The sequence below is a fragment of the Brachybacterium sp. AOP42-C2-15 genome (genome assembly GCF_052377065.1).
GTDB lineage: Bacteria > Actinomycetota > Actinomycetes > Actinomycetales > Dermabacteraceae > Brachybacterium.
In genome coordinates, this window is sequence record NZ_JBQSWK010000003.1 from 98,458 (window position 1) to 118,254 (window position 19,797).

Sequence of the window (19,797 nt, forward strand, 5' to 3'; positions counted from 1 at the left end):
CGGTGAAGGTCGCTCTGCTGTGCGACGTCGATCAGACCGTCTACCACGTCGGTGATGAAGCCATCGCGACGATGAGCGCACGGCGCCTCACCGCGCGCGGCCATCAGGTGGTGCGGCTCTCGCGGCACGAGAAGTACGGGCCCGGAGGTGCTGCGCCGGCATCGAGCATCCCGGCGCTCACCTTCCCCTGGCCGATCGAGGACAGGGCGAGGTATCTCGCGGAGATCCGCCGGGCCCTCGCCGGTGACCCGGGCGCCCTGCCCGCTGCGGACAAGCTGTTCACCATCATCGATCAACTGAAGGACGTGGACTCCGTCGTGATCGGCGGGGGCGGCAGCCTCACCTCCCGCTACGGCTGGCTGCTCGACGAGCGCCTCGCCACCGCTCTGGTCGCACGGTCCCTGGGCAAGCCGGTGGTGCTCACCGGGCAGAGCCTCGGCCCGGAGCTCACCCCGGCCGACCGGGAGAGCATGCGCGAGCTGCTGGAGCTGTGCACGCTGGTGGGCCTGCGGGACACGCACAGCGTGCGGATCGCGCGCGAGCTGTGCCCGGCCCACCCCGCGCTGGTGCAGACGCTCGATGACGCCGTCGGGCTCGGCCTGTCCGCAGCGGCCGGCGCACATGACCTCGACCCTGAGCTGCTGAGCGTGACCTTGGGAGGGGATGGGGACCCCCTGCCGCGGGACGCCTACATCGCACTGGCGTGCGCGGTGATCGAGGAGTTCGCAGGGCGCACCGGTGCCCGGGTGGAGCTGGTCCCGCACATGGCTGACCCCGATGACGGTGGCGGTGATCTGCTGCTGCACCATGAAGTGGCCGCCCAGCTGAGCATGCCCGCGACGGTGCTGCCGATCGAGCAGGACACCGCGGCCGCCGCACGGACCACCGGCGCAGCCTGGGTGATCAGCACCCGCTTCCATCCCGTCGTCTTCGGGACCGCCGCCTGCTCCTCGGTGCTCGCGCTGCCGCTGAACCGCTACGGGCATTCCCGGATGGACGGCGCGCTGCGCAACATCGGGCTCGCCGGCGCGGCGGTGCCCGCCGCAGCGCTGTGGGATCCGGTCGCTCAGGGGCCGTCGGACCTGGTGGGTCCCGTGGTCGAGGCGCTCGTGGCCGGCCGGGAGGCCGAGCACGCCACGCTCGAGGCCGCCCGGCCGCAGCTGCTGGCTGCGGCGGAGTCCTGGTGGGACCGCGTCGCCGCAGCGCTGGCCGGTGAGGAACACTCCGCTTCCGAACACACCGATCCGGTGGGTGCCGGTCTCACGCCGCAGCAGCGTTGGCGCGAGCCGCTGCGCTCTGCCCTGGCACCCTTCACCCGGGCCGTGGACCGTGCAGGGGAGCCGTCGGCGGCGATCATCATGCGCACCCGCGACCGGCCGCAGATGCTCGACCGCGCCGTCCAGGACGTCCTCGCCCAGACCCGCCAGGACTGGGAGCTGGTGATCGTCGACGACGCCGGGGACCGGGCGGCCGTCGACGCTGTCGCCGCCCGGCATGCGAGCGAGGCCGACGGGCGCCTCCGCGTGATCCACCGCGAGGCCTCCACCGGTATGGAGGCGGCGAGCAATCACGGACTGCGCGAGACCTCAGCGCCCGCCGTGGTGATCCACGATGACGACGACACCTGGCATGCGACCTTCCTCCAGGAGACCCTCGGCCATCTCGAGGCGCACCCCGAGCAGGAGGCGGTGGTGGTGCGCACGCTGATCGTCCACGAGCATGAGACCCCCACCGGCTTCGTCGAGGACGAGATGTTCCTGTCCTGGCCCGAGCTCGAGGGCGTGCGGCTGGTGGATTACATCGCCGTGAACCGCAACGTGCCGATCTCGATGCTGCATCGTCGGCGGGTCCACGACATCGTGGGCCCCTATGACGAGTCCCTCCCAGTGGTCGGCGACTACGCCTTCCACCTGCAGCTGCTGCAGAGCGCGGAGGTGGGGTTCCTGGACCGTCCGCTCGCGCAGTGGCGGCAGCGGCCCGCTGCGGTGGGAGCCAGCAGCAATTCGATGTACGCCCTGTCCGGAGGCCACCGCCACTACGATGCCGAGCTGCGCGAGCGGTATTTCCGGCCGTGGGTCGCGGAGCACGGGATCGGGCTGCCGATGTTCCTGTCGAAGAACACCGAGACGGTCGTCGAACGCAGCGAGGAGAGGCTTCTCGAGGAGCTGAAGGCGCTGCGCGAGGAGGTCGCGCAGCTGCACGAGCGGCTGGACGGCATCGCGCCGGGAAGCGCCGGGCAGGGCGCAGCAGGCCGTGCCGCGGGCTTCGTGCGACGCGCGGGGCGCCGGGCTCTCGGCGGCGTCGCGCGTCGGGAACGCCCCTCGCGCGGTGACTGAGCCTGCCTCGGTCCGAGCCAGCCCGGGGAATCTCAGCGACTGAGCCTGCCTCTGTCGGAGCTGGCCCGGGGAATCGACGGACCTGACACCACAGGAGGGTCTCTCCGAGCACGCAGTCGCGCGCGGAGAGACCCTCCTGTGGTCCTGCGGTGTCAGCCGAAGTAGCGCGGCAGGGTGCCGTCTCGCAGCTCCCGCAGCTCGCCCACGGTGAAGGTGCCCACACCCTCGACCGCCAGGGCGCTGCCGCCGGTGGTGCCCAGACGCAGCACCGGCACCCCGTGCTCGGCGGCCAGCGCCGTCAGCCGCTCCTCCTGCTCGGCGGGGACCGCGACCAGAGCACGACCCTGCGACTCGGAGAACAGAGCGCTGGCGAGATCCACGCCGTCGCGCTCCGTCAGGCCCACGAGATCCACCTGGGCACCGGTGCCGAAGCGGGTCACCGATTCCACCAGGGCCTGGGCCAGACCGCCCTCGGAGAGGTCATGCGCCGCGGTGGCGAGCCCCTCCTCGGCGGAGGTGATCAGCACTCGGGCCAGCGAGCGCTCGGCCTCGAGGTCGACCTGCGGCGGCATGCCGCCCAGGTGCTGGTGGATGACATCCGCCCAGGCCGAGCCCGAGAGCTCCTCACGCGTGGTGCCCAGCAACAGCACCGACAGGCCCTCTGCCTGCCAGCCGGAGGGGACGCGGCGCGCGACGTCCTCGAACACGCCGAGCACGCCGACCACCGGGGTGGGGTGGATCGCGGAATCGATGAGGCCCGGCTCGCCGGTGGAGTTGTACAGGGAGACGTTGCCGCCGGTGACCGGCACCTCGAGCGTCTCGCACGCCTCGGCGAGCCCGACGATCGCCTCGACCAGCTGCCACATCGGGCCCGGGTCCTCGGGGGAGCCGAAGTTCAGGCAGTCCGTGATCGCGAGCGGCACCGCGCCGGAGGTCGCCACGTTGCGGTAGGCCTCGGACAGCGCGAGCTGGGCCCCGGTACGGGGATCGAGCTTGGTGTATCGGCCGTTGGCGTCGGTCGCGAGCGCGATGCCGCGGCCCGTGGCCTCGTCGATCCGGAGCACGCCGGCGTCGTCGGGCATCGAGAGCGCGGTGTTCCCACCCACGTAACGGTCGAACTGGTCGGTGACCCAGTTCTTGGAGGCGAGGTTCGGGGACGCGATCAGGGTGCGCACGGTCGCCGCGAGCTCCTCGGCGGTGCCGGGGCGGGGGAGGACCTCCGCGGTGTCGGCCTGCAGGGCGTCCTGCCAGTCGGGACGGGCGTAGGGGCGGTCGTAGACGGGGCTGTCGATCGCGACCGTCGCCGGGTCCACGTCGACGATGCGGTGTCCGTGGTGGTCGATGGTGAGGCGGCCGTCACCGGTGACCTCGCCGATCACCGCGGCTTCGACATCCCACTTCGCGGCGATCGCCTGGAACTCCTCGAGCTTCTCGGGGCTCACCACGGCCATCATGCGTTCCTGGGACTCGCTCATCAGGATCTCGCCGGCGTTCAGGGTGGGGTCGCGCAGCAGCACCTCCTCGAGGTGGATGTGCATGCCCGAGGCGCCGTTGGCGGCCAGCTCGCTGGTGGCGCAGGAGATGCCCGCGGCGCCAAGATCCTGGATGCCCTCGACGGTGCCGGCGGCGAACAGCTCGAGGCAGCACTCGATGAGCACCTTCTCCATGAAGGGGTCGCCCACCTGGACGCTGGGGCGCTTGAGGGGGCCGTCCTCCTCGAAGGTCTCCGAGGCGAGGATGGAGGCGCCGCCGATGCCGTCCCCTCCGGTGCGGGCACCGAAGAGCACCACCTTGTTGCCGGGGCCGGTCGCGGAGGCGAGGTGGATGTCCTCGTGGCGCATCACGCCGAGTGCGAGCGCGTTGACCAGGGGGTTGGTCTGGTAGGCGGCATCGAACACGGTCTCGCCGCCGATGTTCGGCAGGCCGAGGGAGTTGCCGTAGCCGCCCACTCCGGAGACGACGCCGTGGACCACGCGGGCGGTGTCGGGGTGGTCGATCGCGCCGAAGCGCAGCTGATCCATGACCGCGACCGGGCGGGCACCCATCGAGATGATGTCGCGCACGATTCCGCCGACGCCGGTGGCCGCGCCCTGGTAGGGCTCGACGTAGGAGGGGTGGTTGTGGGACTCGACCTTGAAGGTCACCGCCCAGCCGTCACCGATGTCGACCACGCCGGCGTTCTCGCCCATGCCCACCAGCAGCTTCTCGCGCATCTTCTCGGTGGTGTGCTTGCCGAAGGTGCTCAGGTGCCTCTTGGAGGACTTGTACGAGCAGTGCTCGGACCACATCACCGAGTACATGGCGAGCTCGGCGTTCGTGGGACGGCGGCCGAGGATCTCGCGGATGTTCGCGTACTCGTCCTCCTTGAGCCCGAGATCGGCGTACGGCTGAGCCTGGTCAGGGGTGGAGGCGGCATGCTCGACCGTGTCGACGTCCGCGGGCGTGCCGTGCGGGGTGGAGGGGGCGAGGTCGGCGGTCATCGCGGTTTCGGGTCCGTTCATCACGAGGGCTGGGGTGCGGGCGGGCCGTGAGGGCCCGGACCCGGCGACCACAGTCTACGATCGCGGCGCACGACAGGGCGGACCGGGGCAGGTGCTGAGACCCGGACCGCCCTGCAGCGGTCAGCGGGCGCCGCTGCCGCGCGGGCCGGCCCCCTGCTTCGCCCTCTTCGCCTTCTTCGCCCGGTCCCGCAGGACCTTCTCGCTGACCGGCGCGGACTTGCTGGCGCGCTGCGCACGGAAGTACACAGCGGCCTCGTCCTGCCGCTCCTGCTCCCCGCCCAGAGCGATCGGTGCTCGCACGTGACCGGGGCGCACGTCGAAGGCGGCGACCAGATCGAGCACATGCGGGCGCAGCCGCCACAGCAGCCGGCGCAGATCATGGTCGATCTGGCGGCCGCGCTGGGTGGAGATCATCCCGCTGAGCAGGAACCAGGCGAGGTCGTCGTTGATCGCGGTGAGCCCGAACAGGTCCCGGACATCGGTGAGCACCGCCCGGGAGCCCTCATCCGTGAGCGCCTCGATCCCCCTGGTGAAGGCGCGCCAGCGGACCAGGTCCGCGTGGGCGCGTGCGGCGTCCAGCATCTCCACCTGGTGCTTGTTGACCTCGGAGGCGGCGTCGGCCGGGCTCATCTTCGCGGCGCCGCGAAGGGCGAGAGCGACCTCTTCGACCTTGACGCGGGCGCGGTCGGCGAGCAGCTCCTCCTGGAACTCCGACTGGCGCATGGAATCGAAGGCGCGCCGGGCGTTGCCGCGGTCGCTGACGCTCTGCCCGAGGCGCGCCCAGGGAGTGTGGCGCTTGGCGAGCACCTCGGCGCGCTGCGCGATGAAGCGGCCGATCCCCGCCCGGTCCACGCTGCTCAGCTCGGAGGTGTAGTCCGAGAGCAGACGCTTGGCGACCAGCTGCAGCAGGACGGTGTTGTCACCCTCGAAGGTGGCGTACACGTCCAGATCCTGGTGGAGGCCCACCAGCTGGTTCTCCGCCATGAAGCCGGAGCCGCCGCAGGCTTCGCGGCACTCCTGGATGGTGTCCAGCGCGAGCCGGGTCGAGGTGGGCTTGAGGGTCGCGGCGAGGGTCTCGAGGTCCTCACGGGACTCGGGGTCGTCGGCCCGGCCGGAGAACACGTCATCGAAGGCCTGCAGCAGCTGCTCGTGCGCGAAGGCGCCGGCATAGGTCTCGGCGAGCTTCGGCAGCAGGCGGTGCAGGTGTGCCTGGTAGTCCATCAGCACCGTCTCCTGCGTGGGATCCGCGGCGCTGAACTGGCGGCGCTGAGTCGCGTAGGTGATCGCGATATGCAGGGCGAGCTGGCTGGCCCGGATCGCGGAGCCGTCCAGGGAGACCCTGCCCTGGACCAGGGTGCCGAGCATCGTGAAGAACCGGCGGCCGGGAGACTCGATGGGGGAGGTGTAGGTGCCGTCGGGTGCGACGTCGCCGTATCGGTTCAGCAGGTTGGTGCGGGGGATGCGCACCTGGTCGAAGGCCAGGCGTCCGTTGTCGATGCCGTTCAGCCCACCCTTCTCGCCGTCGTCCTCGCTCGAGATGCCGGGCAGCAGCTCCCCGGCCGCGTCCCGGACCGGGACGTAGAAGCAGTGCACGCCGTGGTCCACGCCGTTCGTGATCAGGCGTGCGAACAGCGTCGCTGCCTTCGCGTGGATCGCGGCGTTGCCCAGGAAGTCCTTCCAGGCAGCGCGGAAGGGGGTGTGGATCACCCATTCCCCATCGGTCCCGCCGGCGGGGTCGAAGGTGGCGGTGGTCGCCAGCGCCTGCACGTCGGAGCCGTGGCCGATCTCGGTCATCGCGAAGGCGCCGGGGGTGGTCAGGTCCATCGCATCGGGCACCCAGGCGTGCTGCTGCTCCTCACTGCCCAGCTGGATGATCGCCGAGGTGTACAGGCCCCACTGCACTCCGGCCTTGATCTGCAGGGAAGGGTCGGCGACGACCAGCTCCTCGAAGGAGGCGACGTTGCCTCCGTTGTCGTTGGGGCCGCCGAGGTGCTCGGGCAGCATCCGGCGGGAGACGTCGTCCTTCACGAGGAGCTGGAGCTGTTCGTAGACGCGCTCGCGATGCTCGGCGACGGAGGCGTCGAGCGGTCGGTGCAGTTCGGGGCGGGCGGCGCGCTCACGGGCCTCGAGGCGGGCGTCGGCCCACTTGCCCAGCAGGGCCTCGGAGACCTGCGCGATGTCGAGCCGGGGGCTCCCGCCGGGCGGGATCGAGATGGGTCCGGTGGGATTGGCGGTGGTCGTCACGTCGGAGACCTCCGCCGTGGCGGGGGAAGTGGTGGTGGCGGGTGCGGTGCGGGAATCGGTGGTCATGCGTGCAGTCCCTTCATGAGCCAGGTGACCAGGTGGGTCACGAGCTGATCGGAGGTGAGTGGGGTGGTGCGCTGGGCTGCGTTGCCCGGGTCGGTCGGGTCGGTCGGGTCGGCTGAGGCGTGTGAGGCGTGTGAGGCGTCAGCGGTCTCAGAGGCCTCAGAGATCTCAGAGGTGTCGTGATCAGTCATCCAGACGTCGACGGCGCGTTCGACGAAGCCGACGGAGCCGTGGGCCCAGACCTGCGGCGCCGGGATCTCGGCGGGCAGGAAGGTCGCGACCAGCCGCGAGACCGAGGACAGGAAGTGGTTCAGCCCGTCGCTGGGCCGGGTGACGAAGCGGTACACGCCGGGGGAGCGCTGGGCCGTTTCGACATAGGCGCGGATCATCGCGTGGATCCGCTCGTCGGCCTCCGGTTCGCGGCCGACGCGAGCCTCGAGGGCTCGCATCTCCTCCAGCAGCTTGCCGTGCATCGTGGACAGGATGCTGCGCCCCAGCGCGCGCTGGAGCTGGGCCTTGTCCTCGAAGTAGCGGTAGACGATGGACTTGGAGGTGCCGGAGGCTGCGGCGATGTCCTCCATCGTCACATCGGGACCCTGCTCATGGATGAGGTGCCGGGCCACGTCGAGCAGCTCGGCACGTCTCTCTTCCCGGTGGCGGGCCCAACGGGCCGATCGGCCGTCCACGGGGGCTTGCGTCGTCGCGTTCACGAGACCTAGGGTATCAAGTACCGTCGGTTCTATGTAAAGTGCTCCGGAGAAGATCCTCCGGCGAGTTCCTGCGGGAGCGAGAGCGCATCGGCAGCCCGGGCTCCCACGGCCCAGGATCTCCACGAACCACGGCAGTGACCATGAAGACCGCAGTGACCACGAAGAGGTGCACCCAGTGACCCAGCACGACTCCCCGCGCGACGCCCTGATCCTCGGCGGTAACAGGATCCCCTTCGCCCGTTCCGGCGGCCCCTACGCCGGCATCTCCAACCAGGACCTGCTCACCGCGGCGCTCGACGGCCTCGTGGCTCGCTTCGGGCTGCAGGGTGAGAAGCTCGGCGAGATCGCCGGCGGCGCTGTGCTCAAGCTGGCCGGTGACCTCAACCTCACCCGCGAGAGCGCCCTGGGCACACCCCTGGACCCGCGCACCCCGGCGATCGACATGTCCAAGGCCTGCGCCACCAGCCTCGAGACCGTGATCCACGTGTCCAACCGGATCCAGCTGGGCCAGATCGACTCGGGCATCGCCTGCGGCGTCGACTCCGCCTCGGACTCCCCGATCGAGGTCACCCCTCGCCTGCGCCGCATCCTCCATCGCGCCTTCGCCGCGAAGACCGCGATGCAGCGCGTCAAGGCCTTCAGCGCGATCCGCCCCGCCGATCTCGCCCCGGTCCCACCCCGCAACGGCGAGCCCCGCACCGGGCTGTCCATGGGGGAGCACCAGGCGCTCACCGCCGCCCAGTGGGGCATCACCCGCCAGGACCAGGACGAGCTCGCACTCGCCTCCCACCAGCATCTCGCCGCCGCCTACGACGCCGGATTCTTCGACGATCTGATCACCGGCTACCGCGGGCTCTCACGCGACCAGAACCTGCGCCCCGACTCCTCGCTCGAGAAGCTCGGCTCCCTCAAGCCCGTCTTCGGCGTGAAGTCCCCGCAGGTCGCCGAGCCGAGCATGACCGCCGGTAACTCGACACCGCTCTCCGACGGCGCATCCTCGGTGCTGATGGGCAGCGCCGAATGGGCCGCCGAGCGCGGTCTCACGCCGCTCGCACGGGTGGTCGACGCCCGCAGCGCCGCCGTCGACTACGTGCACGGAGACGAGGGCCTGCTGATGGCCCCCGCCTACGCCGTGCCGGAGCTGCTGGACGCGAACCACCTCTCCCTCCAGGATCTTGACTTCTACGAGATCCACGAGGCCTTCGCCTCGACCGTGCTGAGCACTCTGAAGGCCTGGGAGTCCGAGGAGTTCTGCCGCGAGCGGCTGGGCCGAGGCGGAGCACTGGGAAGCATTGACCGCGCCAAGCTCAACGTCGCGGGCTCCTCGCTCGCGGTGGGCCACCCCTTCGCGGCCACCGGCGGGCGTCTCGTCGCGACCCTCGCCAAGCTCCTGCACGAGCGGGCCAAGGAGACCGGCCGCGTCCAGCGCGGGCTGATCTCGGTGTGCGCCGCTGCCGGCCAGGGCACCGTCGTGCTGCTCGAGTCCGTCACCGACTGATCCCGTCACCGGCTGAGCCCTTGATCGGCTGAGCCCTTCACGCCCCGATCCGCAGCCCCGTGCCCGCAGTTCTGAACCGGAGGTCCCCATGACCGATGCCTATACCCGCTTCATCCGCTCCGCCCCCGGTGGTGCCCTCGCCAAGCAGCTGGGTCTGCCACGCCCCTCGAAGCTTCCGCGCCGCGCGGACCGGCCCGGACCCGTGCTCGACCCGGTCGTGGTGCTGGGAGACTCCGCAGGAGCCGACGAGATCGCGCGCCTGCTCCTGCAGTGGGGCGCCGACGTGCGCCGCCGCTTCGAGGAGCTGCGGAAGATCGGCTCCGTGATCGTGGTGGCCGACGAGATCACCTCCCCGTCCGATCTCGGCCCGCTGGTGCTCCCGCTGGGCAGTGCCATGCGCAGCCTTTCCCCCGGTGCCCGCGTGATCACCCTGTCCCGTCCCGCGCGCGGCGAGGATCCGGCACAGGATGCCGCGCGCGGTGGGGTCGAGGGCTTCCTGCGCTCCCTCGCCCACGAGATGCGCGGCGGGGCGACCGCCAACGGCGTCCTTGTCGAAGACGGTGTGAAGCTTGACGCTCCCGGCGTGATCGGGGCGCTGCGCTTCTTCCTCTCCGCCCGCAGCGCCTTCGTCACCGGGCAGCTGCTCACCGTCTCCACCGATGCCGGCAGCCGCACCGAGGACGACACGCTGCCGCTGGCCGGGCGCACCGCTCTGGTCACCGGCGCCGCCCGCGGCATCGGCGCGGCGATCGCGCGCACGCTCGCCGCGGACGGTGCGAAGCTCGTGGTCCTCGATGTCCCGGGTGCGGGCACCGAGCTGGCACGGCTCGCCAACGAGCTGCGTGCAGTGCCGATCCAGCTCGACGTCGCCTCCGTGGGCGCGGGGGAGCGGCTGGTCGGCGTCCTCCGCGAGCGGGGACTGACCCTCGATGTGATCGTCCTCAACGCCGGCATCACCCGCGACAAGCTGCTGGCCAACATGACCGCCGACCGCTGGGACCCCGTCCTCGCGGTCAACATCACCAGCCAGATCACCCTCACCGAGGCGCTGATCGAGGCGGGTGACGTGCTCGGCGAGCAGCCCCGGGTGGTGTCCCTGGCCTCGACCAGCGGCATCGCCGGGAACCGCGGCCAGACGAACTACGCCGCCTCGAAGGCAGGCGTGATCGCCTTCGTCGACGCGCTCGCCGGAAAACTCGAGCCGCTGGGCGGCACCGCCAACGCTGTCGCCCCCGGATTCATCGAGACCGAGATGACCGCCCGGATGCCGGCCCTCACCCGCGAGGTCGCCCGCCGGGTCAACTCGCTCCAGCAGGGCGGGCTGCCCATCGACGTCGCCGAGACGATCTCCTTTCTCTCCTCCGATGAGGCCGGCGGGATCCGCGGTGAGACGCTGCGGGTGTGCGGCCAGAACATGGTCGGGAAGTGAGCGCCGTGCAGAGCTCCTCGCACCCCGGCTCCTCGCAGCAGGATCCCTCTCAGCAGGGCGGTTCCGAGTCGATGCCCGAGCGGATGAAGGACCTCACCGACATCCCCTCCTTCCCCGCCGTCTATGCCGCCGCGCTCGACCCTCGCGGTGGCCGCACCCGTGGTGGCCGCACCCGTGGTGAACCGGTGCTCCCGAGCACCGCCTACCGGGTGCGCTCCGTGCGGATCGATGCCGAGCGGGCCCGCGACTTCGACCACCTGATGGGTGGGCCCGCCACGGACCTGGTCCACCCGGGCGTGCTGCACGTGCTCGCCTTCCCGGTCTCCCTCGCCCTGATGGCACGGCGGGACTTCCCCTTCCCCCTGCTGGGCCTGGTCCACCTGCGCAACCAGGTCCTCCAGCACCGCCCGGTGCGGGTGGGGGAGCTGGTGGATGTCGAATGCCGGGTGCGGGACCTGCGCCCGCACCGCAAGGGGCGCACCTTCGAGGCGGTCTCCACGATCCTCGGCGAGGACGGGGAGATCATCGCCACCGATGTGTCGACCTACCTGACCAAGGGCGGCGCGGCGTCCCCTGCGCTGACGGCGTCTGCCGAGCAGTCGCCGTCCACCGTCCAGGCGGCGCGCGACACGTCCTCGACCGACGGCGGTCGCGCCGCGCGTCGTGCCTTCGAGGCGCCGACGCCGACCGGCCGCTGGTCCTTGTCGGCCGATGCCGGTCGGCGCTATGCGGCGGTCTCGGGCGACGTGAATCCGATCCATATGTCGGCCCTCAGTGCGAAGGCCTTCGGATTCCCGAGAGCGATCGCGCACGGGATGTACACCGCCTCCCGCGCCTTCACCGAGGCGCGCGTGGACCTCTCCCGTCCCCTGCGCTGGGACGTCAGCTTCGACGCCCCTGTCACCCTGCCCGGCACAGTGCTCGTCGCCTTCGAGGACGACCGCGACGCGGGAACCACCCGCTGCGTGGGCTGGCGCGCCGGGCGCGGGGACAAGGGCCCCCGGCGCTGCTTCGAGGTCCAGGTGACCACGCTGGGCCGGTGAGCCCCTGAGCTGCTGAGTCGCGAGAGAGGACCCGGAGCCACCTGACGGCACCGAGATCCCACCCCACAGCATCGAGAACGACCTTTGGCACACCTTCCTCGCGAGATGTTGTTCCGAAGGTCGTTCTCGACGTGGGTGAGTCGCCCCCGGCGAGGATGGGGTGAGATGCCCCGTCGTGGTCAGCCGCCGACGGGATGGTCTGGTCGGACGGTCCGGTCCAGTCCGGTCTGCAGCGTCTCCAGCAGGTGGTCGATGAACTCCGCGGGCCGCACCTCGGTGAGCACGTCGACGTTCGGCTCCCGGCCCCAGCGACCCAGCACATCGCCCACCGTCTGACCGCGGGTCAGGGTGCCTGTGAGCTCCACGTCCACGGCGAGCGCGCGGGTGGAGGCGAAGCCGCCGGTGACCGCATGCGCGGTGACCAGCGGGTCGTGCACATGCGCGGACCAGCCGAGTCCGTCGGCCTCGTGGAACTCGAAGTAGAAGCGCAGCGCGTCGACCAGGATCTGCGCCACTGGATGGCCGGTGCGCTCGGCGAGCTCGCCGAAGCGATCCAGCTCGCGCTGCGTGAAGCGGACGCTTTCCGTCGCCTCGAGCGACCCCAGCACCGGACGGTGCGGCGCGGCGGAGAACGCGGCGAGGACGCGCTGGGCGGCCTCCGGATCCACGGCGATGTTCCACTCGCTCGTGGGTCCGGTGTTGCCGCGATGATTGATCGCCCCGCCCATGATGTGCAGGCGCTTGAGGAGCCGTGGCAGCTCCGGCTCGATCTCCAGTGCGAGGGCGAGGTTGGTGTGCGGTCCGAGCACCAGGCCGACCAGCTCCCCGGGATATGCGCGCGCGACATCGACCCACAGCTGCGCGCCGCTGCGCGGATCCTCCCTACGAGTCGTGGGAGGGAGGACTGCATGACCGAGCCCGCCGGGGCCATGGGTGTCGTCGGCGTACATCGGCTCCTGCACCAGCGGCCGCTCCGCACCCCGCGCGATGGGGGCGGTGGTCCCGAGCAGCTCGGCGAGGGCCAGGTTGTTGCGATGGACCGCGTGGACGTCGACGTTGCCGCCGGTGGAGACCAGGCCCACCGCCTCGACGTCGGGACGGCTCGCGAGGTAGGCCAGGGCGATCGCATCGTCGATACCTACGATTTGACATATCTGTCACAAAGTTCACTTTTTCACTCTGGACCATTACTCTCAGGCCCATGGACTGGTCCACCGTCACCGTCTCGGCGCTCATCAGCACCGGCATCAGCGCCTCCATCGGACTCGGCATCGCCTCCCAGACCAAGGTGATCCAGATGCGAGCGGAGGAGCGCGAGCTTGCCCGCCGAGAAATCGTCGAGAAGGCACGCGAACTGCAGCTCCAGCTCCTCAATCACCAGGACGCCCGCAACCACGTCGGGCCGAGATCGCTTGACGTGTTCGATGCCGATGATCTCTCGACGGCGTGGAGGTTCGTTCGTGCCGCACAGCAGCTCGGGTGGGTGCGGAAGCGGGTGACGCTTCGAGTCCTCCGTCGCATCTTCGGGCAGTGGGTCGTCGATCGTGTCCGGCTCATGAAGGACGACTCGGGGAATTCGGCGTTCGTCGCTCACGTCGGCGCCGCGTTCCGTTCCGGTCCGCAGAACATCGACACAGGCTCCCTGCACGTAGCGCTCTCGGCACCTTCGGCATCGGACGACGTGGATCGTGCACTGCGCGACCTGCGACTCCTCGAACGTCTGTGATCAGGGCCGGGGTCAGGTCTCTGAGCTGGCCTCGTCCTCGCCCAGGAGGCGCCGCGTCTGAGCGGGCTGCTCGTACAGCTGCTCGATGAACTGCCACATGATCGCGAGCACCTGCAGCGCCTGCTCCGCCGTCGGGTCCGTCTTCACGAAGTCGCCGTGCGCCATGTCGTTCCCGAGGTCCCGCACCGCGTGCGCCGCCCGCTGCAACGACTTCGTGATGTGCCCTTCCGACTCCAGGGCGTCGATCTTGTGGAAGAGCAGCCCCGAGGTGATGCCGTGGTCCTTGCAGATCGCCTCCAGCACGGCACGTGCCATGAGGATCGCGGCTCGATTGGCGCCATTGCTCCTCGCCACGTAGGCCTCGTGAGCGGGCGCGCTGATCGCCGCTGGTGTGAACCGGAAGTCCGGAGCGTCGAGCCGCTTGGGGTACCAGGTGGCTCGGGACCACCCGTCCTCCATGAACTCCTCGTAGGCGAAGCCGGTCTCCTTCAAGTCCGACTTCGCATGCGCGACGTTGATGTCGCCGCAGTGCATGCACTGCATCGGGATCGCCCAGTTGTGCCACGGGTTCTTCATCGGGGATGCCTGCTGCATCCCATGCATCTGAGCGTGTACGCCGCAGCTCCAGCAGATTCTCGCCACCATGCTCGGATCGTATGCGGTGGGTACCACAGGCGGAGCCCAGACGACGAAACGGGCCGATCCGAGGACCGACCCGCTCCGCCACGCCGTGCTGTAGCACTGCCTCCAGATTACTTCCGAGGCAGGCTCAGGTGGTCCCACGGCACGCCGTTCCGACGCCGCTCCGTCACCGCCCACGCGACGATGCCCGACAGGTGCTCACCCGGCCCGAGAGGTGGCAGATCGTCTCCGCGCCCGCTCGCCTTCAGGTGACGCATGAAGGCCCGCTCCATCGCCTTCGTGCCGACGGCGCCCACCGCCTCCACGCTTTCCGTGCACGACGGGCAGAGGTGCCCTCGCAACTTCTCCGAGGCGTGCTTGGAGCCCAGCGCACCGGTGGTTGCGCTCACCGGCCTCCACACCCGGTCCCGCATCGTCCCGAGGCCACCGCTCGCCACGATGCTCTGCGCGTTCACCTCGACTGCGGTCGTGCCGCAGAACAGGCACGCGCCCTCCACCGTGCGGCCCTTACCCTCTCCGACCGCCGGGGGCTCGACTCCGGTCGGGGGAGAAGTCGCCGCCACGCGCTCGGCGAGCACCGACGCGTAGCCCTCCCTCAGGTCCTTCATCTGCTCCTCGGACACGTGCGCCCACGCGCTCGGGTTCATCTCGTCCTTTGTCGCGCCCTTCGTCCACGTCGGTGCGTAGCGCATCGCCCAGCGGGCCAGGGAGCCCGGCGTGGACATGTGCCGCAGCAGTGACCCGATGCCGTCCCCGAGCTTCGGCATCGGCTTCCCGAGGATCGCCAGCCCGTCGAGCGCTGCTCCGAGGCGGTCCGTCGTCACGGTGGCGTCGCGACCGTCGCGCTTGCCCGTCACGAGGTAGCGGGCCAGGGCGTGCCTCTCCCCGCACTCGGTGCACTCGCCCAGCTGGATGGTGCGCGGCTTCGCGCGGGCTGATGCGGCGAGGGCAGGGTTCTGGCCTTCGATCCACATCGAGGAGAAGTTCAACGGTCGGCGGTGGGTGTTGGCCTGCGCTCCGCACGAGTAGCAGGCGAGGGTGGTCGTGGTGCTCATGGTCGTCCTGTTCCGGTTGGTGATCTGGGATGCTCTGTGCTCGGTGCTGCTCATCGCGCCTTCCTCTCCTGCTTCCACTGATCGAGGGCGATCCGGTCCAGCCGATCGCGGCGCTTCCGCCCCTCCCGCTTCGCGGCGCACGTGTCGCACATCGGCACACGAGGTCGGGCGTCGAAGTGCCACTGCGCCCGGTCGCACTCCAGGCAGTTGCCCCCGAAGTACTGCCGCTTGCGTGGGCTTCGGTCCGGGGTCAGTCCGAGGCGGGCGTCGATCGCGGCCAGCTCTTCTCTCTGCTCCGCAGTGAGACCCTTCTCGGCCAGCTCTGCCTTCTCTCGGTCGCGCTCTCTCTGGCGCTGACGCGAGCGGTTGCGCTTGGTCGTCTTCGCGTTAGCCACGAGCGGTCTCCTTCTTCGAGGCTCGGCGCTTGCCCGCCTTGATGAGCGCGTTGAAGGCGCGGCGGTAGCGCGCTCGACGCTCCAGATCGCTTTCGGGGTCACGGCGTGGCATCCTACGTACTACGTACGAATTCGGCTGTTCCTCGGGCATGGTGTGGACCCCTTCCGGGGATGGTGAGAGGTGGATGAGATGAACGAGAAGACCCGTCGGATGATGCGTGCCGAGGCGACTCGCTCCGCGACGCGGATCATGCGCATGACGGATTCGACCCAGAAGCGGGTTGCCATGCGTGAGCACTCGGACCGCTTTGATGTCCCCAGGCGGGGCTGCCCCGTCGGGCACTCGGTCGCTCGTTGACCGGTGCTGTTCGTCGTCCCAGTGGAGAGTGTCGGAGACTCTCTCCTGGGACAACGACAACCGACAATCTGACGACGACGTTGTTTGTCGTTTGTCGGTTGTCGTAGGGAGAGAGTGTCGGAGACACTCTCTCTCCACTACGACAGGACCGACTTCCGACAGCCGACAACGACGACCGACACTCACTGTTCGGGGAGGCTCCACAGCGTCCGCCTCCCCTCGCGTCGGGAGACGATCAGGCCCTCGTGAGCCAGCTCGTCGCGTGCTTTCCGGCGGCTCTGGCCTTCCTCGCCGCCTCCCGTCAGCTCACTGGAGGTCAAGCCCTCGGGGCCAGCGTCCGTGAGCCGCTGGAGCACTTCTGCGCACCTGTCGATGGTCTCCACCTCGTGAGGGGTGGACTCGGGGGAGGACGACTCTGCGGCAGCTGTCAGGCGACCCTCGACCATCTGCACCTCGGTCCTCGGGACCACGGCACCGCCCAGTCTCGGCTGCACCTGGAAGTAGCGCCGCGAGGTCGGGTTGTCGGGGTCCATCGACGCATAGGTCCACAGCCCATCGGGACCTCCCAGAGCTTCGACGCCGCCCATCGAGTGCGTGCCCGACATTGTGGTGTGACCGGTGCACAGCGCGTGCGGCACGCCGACCTCTCGCATGAGCCTTCGGAACGCCGCGTACCACTCGGCGTAGCGGTCCGTGGAGCCGCCCAGGATCGCCGTCATGCCGTCCACGATCACGACTCCAGGCGGGCTGTCGTCCGAGCCGTCGCAACTCACGCAGTAGACCAACCGCTCGCCCCAGAAGTCGTAGTTCTCGGGGACTGTCACGTCGAAGCGGTGAGCACCGCCAGACACTTCCAGGTCGTTGACCACGAGGTGCGAGTCGTCCTCGACACCCGCCGTGTACAGCGCGTCGAGCATGGCCTGTTCGGGCGTCTCGGCGTTGATCAGGAACACGTCGGGTTCCTCGCCTCCCCAGTCGGCGGGACCGAACCGGTCCAGGAACTTCCTGCCCGGCACCACGAGGGATGCCACAAGGTCGGCCACCACCGTGGTCTTCCCGGCCTTGTGGTTGCCCGAGAGCATCGGGATCGTGTCCCACGGCCACAAGTCCGGGATGAGCCATCGGGGGGTGTCCCTTGCAGCTCTTCCGTACTCCGCGAATGTGGGCGCGGGTGGGATGTGCCCGTACCGATCCAGCAGTCGCGTGCGCACCCGCTTCTCGGTGGCGGGGTCCAGTGGCTCTCCCTGATCGGTGAGCAGCTGCCCTTCGCCGGCGTCTCGGTCCATCTGCTCGCGGACCTCGGGTGAGGCGAGCCGTCGTTCTTCGATGCGGTCCAGCACCTCGAAGTCCTGCACGCCGTTGTCGGTGACGATCTTCATCGGCTCTGCCCCGTTCCCGCTGCGGTCGCGAGGTGGTCCCGGTAGACGCCGAGCGCTGCTCGGGCCTCGTCCTCGAACGGCGTCGATGGCGGCGTGGGCCTCGGGTTGAAGCACGCCCGGGTGCAGAACCGCTTCTGCCCTCGGGTCAGCGGGTCCCCGCATCGCTCGCAGGTGGGCTTGGTGCGCGTCTTCTTCTTCGGCGCCCGGGGGACGGTCGAGAGAAGCGCCCCGACGCGGCGTGCCTGGTCGTCGGTGAGCGTGAGGCTCATCGCTCGTCACCGCTCTTGGTGACGACCTCGGGCTGCGGCGGGAGGGCCTTGATGTTCGCGTTCGGGCCGTAGTCCCCGTACGCGAGGCGGGCCTTGCTCGTGGGGATGCGCGCCATGGCGCGCTCCACCTCGTCGAGGTCGATGAGGAGGCCCCTGCGCCGGGGGACCTTGTAGGCGGGGAAGAAGCCCCTCGCGATGTAGTTGCGCACGGTGCGCGTCGAACAGTCCAGGTGCTGGGCTGTGGTCTCGATGGATGCCAGTCGCGGCATGACAGCTCCTTGTGGAGTCGTAGTCATGCATGCCCGCTGTTGGACTGGTGACGGCCCGTTGGGTCGGTTTGCGGTCTCCTGGCCCCGAGCCCGTGGCTCGATCGCGTACCGCCTGACGCCTACGTTCTTCCGGGAGCTGTCTTCGGAGACAGGTCCAGCGCTAGCTTCATGCTTCCTGCAATTCTACCGTGTCGCGTCACCTGCTACAACGTCCCGAAACGTCCCTGTGCGCCGTTCTGCGGCACTTTCATGCCGTTCTGGTGGTGCGGTCCATGTGGGCCATGAAAGTCCCGCAAAACGCCGCACATGCATTTTCAGGACGTTGAGGTCTCGTCGTCGGCAGGAGCCGACGTGATCACGAGTCGATCCGAGGTCCATGCGGCGCCTCGGGCGGCGGCGGGCTGAACCTCCACGTTCACCACCGTCGCCACGATCGCGCGCTGCACGTCGATCGGAGCCGCGAGGAAGGCGTCCCCGGGGTCCTCGGCCCCGAGGACTTCGGCGCTCACCGACTTCCTCAGCCGGTAGCTCATGCGCTCCTCGACCTCGGCGAGCTCCGCTCGAACCCGCGCCGTGGCGCGCTGGTACATCCCGCCGTCGATCACGCCGTCGGTGTAGTCGTCCTCGAACTTCCGCAGGCGCAGCGTCAGCGATTCCCGCCGCGCCCGGTCAGCGGTCGCCGCGTCGTCGTCCGTCGTCATCGACGCGACCACTCGCGGGTCTCGGATCAGGTCTGCGACCGTCCGGCGCACGTGCTCGTCACTGTGCGCGAGGGACACCGACAGGTGCGGCGTCTCCGAGCAGCGGTAGATCCACGTGCGCTCGTGCTTGCGCGACGGGGTGCCCCCGAGCGGGGCCGCTCGAAGCACCGCCCCGCAGCCGTCGCGTCCGCAGGTGTAGATGCCGGACCCGAGGTGGCGCGGCGTGTTGCCGTAGAACCTGCTGCGAGCGGGTGAGGTCAGCGTCTCGTAGACGGCACTCCACTGCTCATCGGTCACGACGCCCTCGAAGGCGCTGGCCTTCGTGATCTCGGCCTGGCCCTTGTCCGCTCGCCCGGTGTGCACGTGCCCAGCGTTCCGAGGGCGCACCAGCATGTCCTTGAGCGAGCCGAAGTTCCACGGCTTCGGTTCGCTGGCGTAGGTGCCGTCCTTCCGCTGCCGCCCCGCCGTGCGGTAGCCGCGCTCGTTCAGCTCGGTTGCTACAGCTCTCAGCGAGCGGCCCGCGATGATCGCCTCCGACGCCCAGCGGATGACTTGCGCCTCGCTCAGGCGAGGGGTCACGCCGTCGCTCTCGACTCCCTCGGCGGTGTCGCGCACCGTCACCCCGTCCGACTCGTACCCGTACGGGCGCGGTCCGCCTCGGTACCTGCCCTGCACGGCGGCGTCGCCCTTGGCGCGCTTCATGCGCTCCTTCGCGTGGTCCACCTCGTACTGCGCGAGGTTGCCCAGCGTCCGGGCGTACATGCGGCCCGAGGCGGTGGTCAGGTCGATGTCCCCGGCGGTGACCGTCTGCACCTGCACGTCGTGGTCCTCGACCACCTGGATGAACTCCTCCAGCTCGACCGTGCGGCGGTGCAGTCGGTCGGTGTGCCAGGCGATGATCCCGCCGATCTCGCGGCGCTTGGCGGCGTCGAGAAGCGCTCGGTACGCGGGCCGGGGCTTCCCCGAGTGGGCCGAGATGTCGTTGTCCTCGAACACCTCCACGACCTTCCAGCCGAGCCGGTCCGCGAGCTGCTGGCAGTCGGTGCGCTGCCGCTTCACGCCTGCCTTCTCGCTGGTCTTGTCGGAGGAGATGCGCACGTAGATCGCCGCTGGGAGAGAGGTGCTTTCGTGCCTGAGGTTCATATGTCAATTCTAGGGTTTCAACTCGTCGATGCCGGG

At 69.9% G+C, this 19,797-nt stretch carries 16 protein-coding genes; 5 read left to right on the forward strand and 11 right to left on the reverse strand.

Annotated elements, in window-relative coordinates; all coding sequences use genetic code 11:
- Positions 1-2 precede the first annotated feature (2 nt).
- Entirely contained in the window at positions 3-2,336 is a 2,334-nt protein-coding gene (locus ACT3SQ_RS02775; RefSeq protein ID WP_444592087.1) for a glycosyltransferase, read from the forward strand.
- 152 nt (positions 2,337-2,488) lie between these two features.
- Here the strand turns inward: ACT3SQ_RS02775 and purL are convergent, their stop codons facing one another.
- The 3 genes from purL to ACT3SQ_RS02790 form a co-directional block, all read right to left on the reverse strand.
- Positions 2,489-4,837, reverse strand: a complete 2,349-nt coding sequence (gene purL / locus ACT3SQ_RS02780; protein WP_441444702.1) for a phosphoribosylformylglycinamidine synthase subunit PurL — start codon at positions 4,835-4,837, stop codon at positions 2,489-2,491.
- Positions 4,838-4,957: 120 nt separating this feature from the next.
- Positions 4,958-7,147, reverse strand: coding sequence for an acyl-CoA dehydrogenase family protein (locus tag ACT3SQ_RS02785; protein WP_444598990.1), 2,190 nt, complete (start codon positions 7,145-7,147; stop codon positions 4,958-4,960).
- The gene (locus ACT3SQ_RS02790) at positions 7,144-7,854 is read right to left on the reverse strand and encodes a TetR/AcrR family transcriptional regulator (RefSeq protein WP_444600797.1); all 711 of its coding nucleotides are present in this window, start codon (positions 7,852-7,854) and stop codon (positions 7,144-7,146) included. The genes ACT3SQ_RS02785 and ACT3SQ_RS02790 overlap by 4 nt, the downstream gene beginning before the upstream one ends.
- A gap of 175 nt (positions 7,855-8,029) precedes the next feature.
- Between ACT3SQ_RS02790 and ACT3SQ_RS02795 the strand changes: the two genes are divergently transcribed.
- From ACT3SQ_RS02795 to ACT3SQ_RS02805, 3 genes are all read left to right on the forward strand, one after another.
- On the forward strand, positions 8,030-9,352 hold the full coding sequence (locus ACT3SQ_RS02795; protein ID WP_441444705.1) for an acetyl-CoA C-acetyltransferase: 1,323 nt from the start codon (positions 8,030-8,032) through the stop codon (positions 9,350-9,352).
- A gap of 88 nt (positions 9,353-9,440) precedes the next feature.
- Positions 9,441-10,781 carry a 3-oxoacyl-ACP reductase gene (locus ACT3SQ_RS02800; protein ID WP_441444706.1) on the forward strand — a complete coding sequence of 447 codons (1,341 nt, stop codon included), beginning with the start codon at positions 9,441-9,443 and terminating at the stop codon, positions 10,779-10,781.
- Positions 10,778-11,824, forward strand: a complete 1,047-nt coding sequence (locus ACT3SQ_RS02805; protein ID WP_444600798.1) for a MaoC family dehydratase — start codon at positions 10,778-10,780, stop codon at positions 11,822-11,824. Before ACT3SQ_RS02800 ends, ACT3SQ_RS02805 begins: the two co-directional genes overlap by 4 nt.
- 179 nt (positions 11,825-12,003) lie before the next feature.
- Here ACT3SQ_RS02805 and ACT3SQ_RS02810 read toward each other — a convergent pair whose 3' ends face one another.
- On the reverse strand, positions 12,004-12,978 hold the full coding sequence (locus ACT3SQ_RS02810; RefSeq protein WP_444600823.1) for a nucleoside hydrolase: 975 nt from the start codon (positions 12,976-12,978) through the stop codon (positions 12,004-12,006).
- 47 nt (positions 12,979-13,025) lie between these two features.
- Between ACT3SQ_RS02810 and ACT3SQ_RS02815 the strand changes: the two genes are divergently transcribed.
- A complete protein-coding gene (locus tag ACT3SQ_RS02815; RefSeq protein WP_444600799.1) occupies positions 13,026-13,550 on the forward strand; it encodes a hypothetical protein in 525 nt (174 codons plus the stop codon).
- A 12-nt stretch (positions 13,551-13,562) separates the two neighbouring features.
- On the opposite strand, the gene ACT3SQ_RS02820 is transcribed toward ACT3SQ_RS02815, so the two are convergent.
- From ACT3SQ_RS02820 to ACT3SQ_RS02850, 7 genes are all read right to left on the reverse strand, one after another.
- On the reverse strand, positions 13,563-14,144 hold the full coding sequence (locus tag ACT3SQ_RS02820) for a DUF4145 domain-containing protein (RefSeq protein WP_444600800.1): 582 nt from the start codon (positions 14,142-14,144) through the stop codon (positions 13,563-13,565).
- A 158-nt stretch (positions 14,145-14,302) separates the two neighbouring features.
- Entirely contained in the window at positions 14,303-15,247 is a 945-nt protein-coding gene (locus tag ACT3SQ_RS02825; RefSeq protein ID WP_444600801.1) for a hypothetical protein, read from the reverse strand.
- 50 nt (positions 15,248-15,297) lie between these two features.
- Positions 15,298-15,642 carry a hypothetical protein gene (locus ACT3SQ_RS02830; protein WP_444600802.1) on the reverse strand — a complete coding sequence of 115 codons (345 nt, stop codon included), beginning with the start codon at positions 15,640-15,642 and terminating at the stop codon, positions 15,298-15,300.
- Between the two features lie 540 nt (positions 15,643-16,182).
- Entirely contained in the window at positions 16,183-17,379 is a 1,197-nt protein-coding gene (locus tag ACT3SQ_RS02835) for an AAA family ATPase (RefSeq protein ID WP_444600803.1), read from the reverse strand.
- Complete coding sequence (locus tag ACT3SQ_RS02840; RefSeq protein ID WP_444600804.1) at positions 17,376-17,648, reverse strand: hypothetical protein; 273 nt, start codon at positions 17,646-17,648, stop codon at positions 17,376-17,378. The genes ACT3SQ_RS02835 and ACT3SQ_RS02840 overlap by 4 nt, the downstream gene beginning before the upstream one ends.
- Entirely contained in the window at positions 17,645-17,917 is a 273-nt protein-coding gene (locus tag ACT3SQ_RS02845; RefSeq protein WP_444600805.1) for a helix-turn-helix domain-containing protein, read from the reverse strand. Before ACT3SQ_RS02845 ends, ACT3SQ_RS02840 begins: the two co-directional genes overlap by 4 nt.
- A gap of 314 nt (positions 17,918-18,231) precedes the next feature.
- Positions 18,232-19,761: a recombinase family protein gene (locus ACT3SQ_RS02850; protein ID WP_444600806.1), complete on the reverse strand. Its 1,530-nt coding sequence runs from the start codon at positions 19,759-19,761 to the stop codon at positions 18,232-18,234.
- Positions 19,762-19,797: the final 36 nt, after the last annotated feature.